The 5918-nt window shown below is 57.2% G+C and carries 5 protein-coding genes and 1 pseudogene; 1 reads left to right on the forward strand and 5 read right to left on the reverse strand.

Annotation, left to right across the window (positions count from 1 at the left end; genetic code table 11):
• The 4 genes and pseudogenes from H8A95_RS41215 to aepX form a co-directional block, all read right to left on the reverse strand.
• Positions 1-562, reverse strand: a 562-nt coding sequence (locus H8A95_RS41215; RefSeq protein ID WP_338028081.1) for a reverse transcriptase domain-containing protein, incomplete at its 3' end; no start/stop codon positions are given.
• Between the two features lie 877 nt (positions 563-1439).
• Positions 1440-1934 carry a GNAT family N-acetyltransferase gene (locus tag H8A95_RS44000; protein WP_274617718.1) on the reverse strand — a complete coding sequence of 165 codons (495 nt, stop codon included), beginning with the start codon at positions 1932-1934 and terminating at the stop codon, positions 1440-1442.
• A gap of 147 nt (positions 1935-2081) precedes the next feature.
• A pseudogene (locus tag H8A95_RS41225) lies at positions 2082-2417 on the reverse strand (sugar phosphate nucleotidyltransferase); the annotation flags it as partial.
• A 629-nt stretch (positions 2418-3046) separates the two neighbouring features.
• A complete protein-coding gene (aepX, locus tag H8A95_RS41230) occupies positions 3047-3970 on the reverse strand; it encodes a phosphoenolpyruvate mutase (protein WP_274617719.1) in 924 nt (307 codons plus the stop codon).
• Positions 3971-4443: 473 nt separating this feature from the next.
• Between aepX and H8A95_RS41235 the strand changes: the two genes are divergently transcribed.
• Positions 4444-4596: a hypothetical protein gene (locus H8A95_RS41235; protein ID WP_229169665.1), complete on the forward strand. Its 153-nt coding sequence runs from the start codon at positions 4444-4446 to the stop codon at positions 4594-4596.
• A gap of 144 nt (positions 4597-4740) precedes the next feature.
• Here the strand turns inward: H8A95_RS41235 and H8A95_RS41240 are convergent, their stop codons facing one another.
• A complete protein-coding gene (locus tag H8A95_RS41240) occupies positions 4741-5619 on the reverse strand; it encodes a GNAT family N-acetyltransferase (protein WP_229169666.1) in 879 nt (292 codons plus the stop codon).
• Between the last annotated feature and the right edge of the window lie 299 nt (positions 5620-5918).

Below are 5918 nucleotides of genomic sequence, written 5' to 3' on the forward strand. Positions count from 1 at the left end.
CAGGGTGCGTCCGTCCCATCCAGAGATCGAACGTGTAGTGCAGGAAAAGGTTGGATAATATAGGGCTAATCACGCCACCCTGAGGGGTGCCGCGGGTTCGCTCGATAATTATTCCGTCCTTGTCCATAGGTGCCGTCAGCCATCGTTCGATGTAGAGCAGCGCCCATTTGCACGTCACGTGCTTCCGGACAGCCCGTAGCAAAAGTTCGTGGTCGATGTTGTCGAAGTATCTGCGGATGTCGGCATCGAGTACCCAGTTCACCGGCTCCGTCGTGATGGCTTCGCGCACCACCCGCAGCGCCTGATGAGCACCGCGTCTGGGTCGGAAGCCAAAGGAGCAATCGAGGAAGTCGGCTTCATAGATGGCGCTCAAGACCTCCGCCACCGCGCCCTGGACGATTTTATCTTCCAGCGCGAGGATGCCGAGAGGCCGCTGACCGCCGTCAGCCTTAGGGATGTACGTCCGGCGAACCGGCAACGGCCGATAGCGGCCGCCATGGACCCTGTCGGCTAGATCGCGAAGATTACCTTCGAGGTCTTGCCCGTAGGAGTCCACTGTCACCCGTCTACCCCGGGGGCCGCCTGCCGCCGCAGCCGTCGATACGCCCTTTCGAGCGCAGCGACGTCAACGTGGTGCAGCAGCGCCGTGAACCTAGTCTGGCGCGACCGTTTGGCCGCCTCATTCACCCAGGTGAGATTGGCTGGCAGGATGACCCGGCTCTGTGTCCGGTCCCGTGCCTGCTCACCGGAGTTTCCCATCAGTCGGGGCCTTCCCTCCGGTCGACTCGTTGCCTTCGCCGCCATCGACAGTACTACGCCCCGATCCGCCACCCTGCCGTGCCTGAGGAACGACCTCCGCTTTTCGCTCGGTCAGTTCTCCCTCCGGTGACGAGCCGGAGCACATGACAGGGTTTCTCAGGTTCCCATGATTTCTGTGCGCGCGTGATGTGGTCTCCGACCCCGGCGGCCCAGAACCTGCTCGCCTTTAGCGCAGATCCCGGTGTTGCCTTCGACTTTTGAAGCAGCCTCGGCGACCGCGACGATCCGATTACGTGGCCCAATACACACCCTGCACGCTTGCTGTCTACGCTTGGTCCTGCCGTTACCGGTTCGGACCCACGACTCGCTACGAGGCGTCTGGCTAAGACTTACCTCGGCAGAACTTTCATCCGCTAGACATCATGAGCTTCTCCTGACGCACTTCAAATCCCGGAGGCGCAACACCCGATTATTGCGATTGATTGAACAGGAGATTCCTAAGCTTGCTGCATAACTGACTCCGACCGGGCCGCTGATTAAGAGACAGCCCCGGGTTGAGAAAAATCAATGACTTACTGGTCGCACCAACGAGCTTATCCGACCGAAAGTGGGCATTCGTCGCACAATCCGAGGCATTGCACTGCCTGATATCTGAACACGCGCTACTCTGACTTACGAGGTCAACTGCGACTACAAGAACGTACACTCATCCGCTTCTTAAAATGGATCACTTCGTATCCGTGCAACACTCCATACCCGCAGCGAAGGTAGCCGGCAGCCTCATAAAGTCGCTGAGCGGCAACCTGGACTGTTGTTGTATCGAGTACAATAGAGAGGAATCCGAGAACTACAGCTCGCGTTTCTAATTCATAAAGTATGCGCCTTCCAAGGCCCCGTCTTTGAAGAGCCGGATCGACCCTCAGACGTTTTAGCTCTGCGACTTCATCACTAACAGGTTTCAGAGCGCCCATTGCAGCGAGCTGGGACCCAATACGCGCTATCAGGAATTCTCCGCCCGATCTAATATATACTCTCTCTATGTTGCGTAAATCCGCCTCCCAGACGCCCTCCGGGCCTCGCGCGCCCACATGATCCAAGGCGCTTCTATGTAGGCGCCAGACATCTTCGGCATCCCCAGGCTCAAATTGACGAACGCTGATTTCTACTTGCGACATCAATGCTCGCCCTTCGACTTATGTCAGAGTTGTGCGTTCCTCGCACATTTAGGTGCTCTTATCACGACGTCTCGCCGTCAACAGCCGCTGATCAAGGACAGCTGCAACGCTTTCCGACGACGCAGCTCCACTAACGGGGAGTCCTGGTTGAACAAGGAGGCAGTCTCCGGACAGAAGCGCGTCACGCGCCAGCCAAAGCGAGTAGGCGCTGCCGGTGCTGTCGAAGACGGACGATTCCACATAATTGATTTCGAGCTCGCCAAAGCGGCTGCCACAGGCGTATTCAATAGCGTCCTTGCGGTAGCCGACAACAATTGTGACGTCTTCCACGCCGACAGCTTCCAGATTTCGCAGAGCGTTATGGAGTATCGGCGTTCCATTGACCTCAACAAGCGGCTTGGGCCGCAGATCGGTCAGCGGTCGCAAGCGAGAGCCAACGCCGGCAGCAAGAATAACGGCTTTCTTGGGCGCATAGGCGGTCATTTCATTCCCTTTCGTCGTTCTTCGATATCGCGTCCTCACTTCCAAACGGCACGGACCCAGACAAGCCGGCTTGGACCGCCCCAGGAATTCTGGTCCACTCGCCCCGGCGCACCGCTGGCGCAAGCTCGCTCCAGATCTCTCGGGCGGTCAGATCGATGCTTTCCCTGCGACTCACGGAAGCTGTTTTGGCGCCCGCACGCCGCCGCGGTGTCCGACGAGTCGAACAAGACTGTCCGTCGCCCCAACACTGGCGCTCTCCTTCGGTCCATGACGTCGCTTATGGTTGTCTGCTGCGGTGTGGGGTCTACGGACTTCTTGAAACATTGGACCCCTACATCTCAGGAACGACGGATCATCGCCCGCGTTGGCTCTTCTTCCAGAGCAAAATGAGTTTGCTGCCTTTTGTCGGTTGACTGGATGAACCATGAGATGGGGCAATCGAGCCGAAATATTGCGGCAATGGATAGATCGGCCGCGTGAGGGCTCTCGCGGCAGTCGATCGCCAGCCCACACTCAGAAGTGACAATCTGTGCGTCGCTGACGAGTGGGATAGAAAGGCGGCCGGTTGCATGGCGGTGGTCCTTCGAGACGAAGCATATTGCAGCGTGAATGAAACGTTATCGCCCCACTCAGGAGGGGCGAAGATAGCGCGCTTCCGCACTGGCGAGTTCGTCGTATCTCAAGAGTTCGAACACCTCGTCGAGCGTCGCAATACTCGGCTCAATGCTGGATGTGCTCTCCTCAGTGAGGATACGATGGTAGACCTGCCGCATTGCCGCTATTGCAGCTCGCATAGCATGGTTGGCCCAGATCACCGTCGAGATGTGAGCTTTGCGGTAAGCAGAGACCGGCGTTCGATAGTATTTCGTTGGAATGATCACAACCGGCAGCCTGTTCTGCCAGGCGCGTGCAAACGCAAGAATCTCGTCCGCAGCGCTCCTTCGCGAGTGAATGAGGATCGCATCGGCTCCCGCGTCGGCATAAGCGTGGGCGCGCAAAATTGCTTCATCCATTCCATGGCCGCCGATCAGCGCCTCGATCCGGGCCACAAGGACGAAGTCTTGCGCAACTGTATCCTTCACCGCCCGCAGACGGCCGGAGAATTCGTCGACATCGGCAAGGGGATGCCGGTCAACAAACGAATTCGTCTTCGGAAAACAGCTGTCCTCCAGCGCGACGCCGGCAGCGCCACGCTGACGGAGTTTGCGTGCCAGCAGACGGGCGTTATTGAAATTCCCGAAGCCGCCATCGCCGTCAACCAAGACAGGCAGTTGCGTTGAGTCCACGATCCGCTCGACTGCATCGACGACCTGGCTCCACGACGCTTCGTTGGCATCTCGGTAGCCCAGAGCGCAGGCAATCGACAGACCCGACGCCCAGAGACCTTTGAAACCTGCGCGCTCAGCGAGAGCTGCCGAGAGTCCGTCATGCGCTTCCATGAGGAAGAAGAGTTTGCTACTGGAGCAGACGTCGGCCCGCAGCCTTTGTGACGGTGAGGAATCAACGGATTGATCAGCCCGTTTGGCGAGAGCAGAATGTGATTGGTCGTGCATGCTGAATGCCTGCGTGCAAGTTGACCGAGCAACGATCATCAATGGAAGGTGACATGTTTTCGTCATCTAGATCAATTGTGAGAATTGGTAGTTGCCCGGGTGCGCATTGTTGCGTCTCGTTGTCGATGTGCAGCAATCGTGGCTAAGCTTGGAAGCCAGACCAGTGCGTTGCTTATCGCGACGACGGTTCGGGATTGGACAACTGACTTCACTGCGCCTTTCGCCGGCCAATTGTTGACAGGGCGGGCCTACGCCGGCGAGATGCAGAATCGCGCCTGTTCAAGCCTAACCTCAAGATGCAATCTATTTGATATTTGGATAGTCTCAGACCGCTGCCGCGGGTACCAGACCCAAGCTCGACCAAGCGCATCAGTTGTTCGGGATGTGCCGTCTATTCGGTCAGCCGCATCAGCGCGATGTTCTCGGTCCCAGCACCGCCGCCGCGAAGAGCGACGTGGTGAGTTTCGGACCGAGTGACGCTCGATTTCGTCCACTACGATTCGGTCATTGATAGTTTCAAGCCGATGGTTCGCGAACAAACGTTCGACGTCGCGGAGTTGCCGATTGTCAGCTATCTCGTGGCTCGGGAGTTCGGCAAGCCCATGACGCTCTTGCCCGTACGCTGACGCGACGGTTTTCCCACTCGCGCGCCCTCCACAACGCCGAGCGGGGGCATGTTGTTGCCGATCCTTTGGCACCGCTAAGGCGCAGATCAACGCGGCGCGCATCCGTTCAAGGACTTCAGTCGAATCAGGGCAATTTCAAACAAGTCAGGACCTATCTGCCGGGGCACCAGTGAGATACTTCTTGCCCTCGTTCTTCTTCAAAATCCAGATATCGCTTTTTTTGCCCCAGAACTCGCTGGCTGAAGGAACAAGCGACCACCGGCCATGCCTATCCATCTTGAAGCCATTCTTCTCATAAAACCCATGAGCTTCGGGCGTAGCAACTAAGCTTACTTTGCCGCCATGACCTGCCGCTTGGGACCGGTTTATGGCCGACTCAAGCATTGTTTCGCCAGCTCCGTAAACGGCCGGGTGCGTCGCCAGATGTTTAATTTCGATATCGACTCGACGTTGCTGCAGCGTCATCACGGCGATAGGGGCTTCTTGAAGCGTATAGACGAGTTTATCTTCTGGACCTTCTTGCATCACAATGGCCGATCCCACTGCTCCATCGCTTCGTTCCTTCCATGCTTCCAGGTCAGGCCTCGTTGGGGCAAGTTCCCCGGGGCCGTCGGGTGGAACCGTCAGTTCTCTTCCAGCGCGATCTTTGCTGAACGCCTCGATACTCTTCCAGAATTCTTTCACCACACTTGCGGCCTGATCGGCTTTGAGGAGCTCGATATTCGGAGTGTTGCTGTAGTAGTACGGTGACGATCGCTGGATCGCGACGTCGCGGTCTTTTTCGCTTCCGCTAGCCAGATATACGTCATTTGAAATTGCCGCAGACACCTGAGTGCTGGAGGGCGGGTTATTTTGCAATTCGCTCAGCTGCCGTTCAAAGCGGGTTCGCGAGTTCAACTCGCCAGATCCTTGCGAACTAGCGCCGTCCAATTGTTGCCCCGCCGGCTGCTGTTGCCGCAGGGTAGTGTACTTCTGGGCTAACTCACCAACGACGCTAAGCACATCTCCGATTGCTTTGAGCATTCGGACCTCTATGTTCTTGTCCACTACCATCAATGGAAGCATCGGCACCCCAGAGACCTCAGTATTTTAGGAGAGCTAGCTTTCGAGAACCTGACGGGTCTCAAGACGATTGTGACTACCGAAATGGCTCTCCTAAACCAATAGATACTGAACGCTCGTCCGGGGAGGGGACGATTTGCGAAAAGCGGACCGCTACGACGTATGTAAAGTGCCGAGCAATACAGGTCGAGCTGACCATGATAGTCAAGCAGTCACTGAATCCTGCTGGACCAAGGGAGCCGCACCAATCGGGGCAGTAC

Origin of the sequence: Bradyrhizobium oropedii (assembly GCF_020889685.1) — a bacterium.
GTDB classification, from domain to species: Bacteria; Pseudomonadota; Alphaproteobacteria; order Rhizobiales; family Xanthobacteraceae; genus Bradyrhizobium; species Bradyrhizobium oropedii.

Coding starts and splice junctions, on each gene's coding strand:
- H8A95_RS44000 (WP_274617718.1), bottom strand. CDS start 1,934: ATGTCGCAAGTAGAAATCAGCGTTCGTCAATTTGAGCCTGGGGATGCC.
- aepX (WP_274617719.1), bottom strand. CDS start 3,970: ATGCACGACCAATCACATTCTGCTCTCGCCAAACGGGCTGATCAATCC.
- H8A95_RS41240 (WP_229169666.1), bottom strand. CDS start 5,619: ATGCTCAAAGCAATCGGAGATGTGCTTAGCGTCGTTGGTGAGTTAGCC.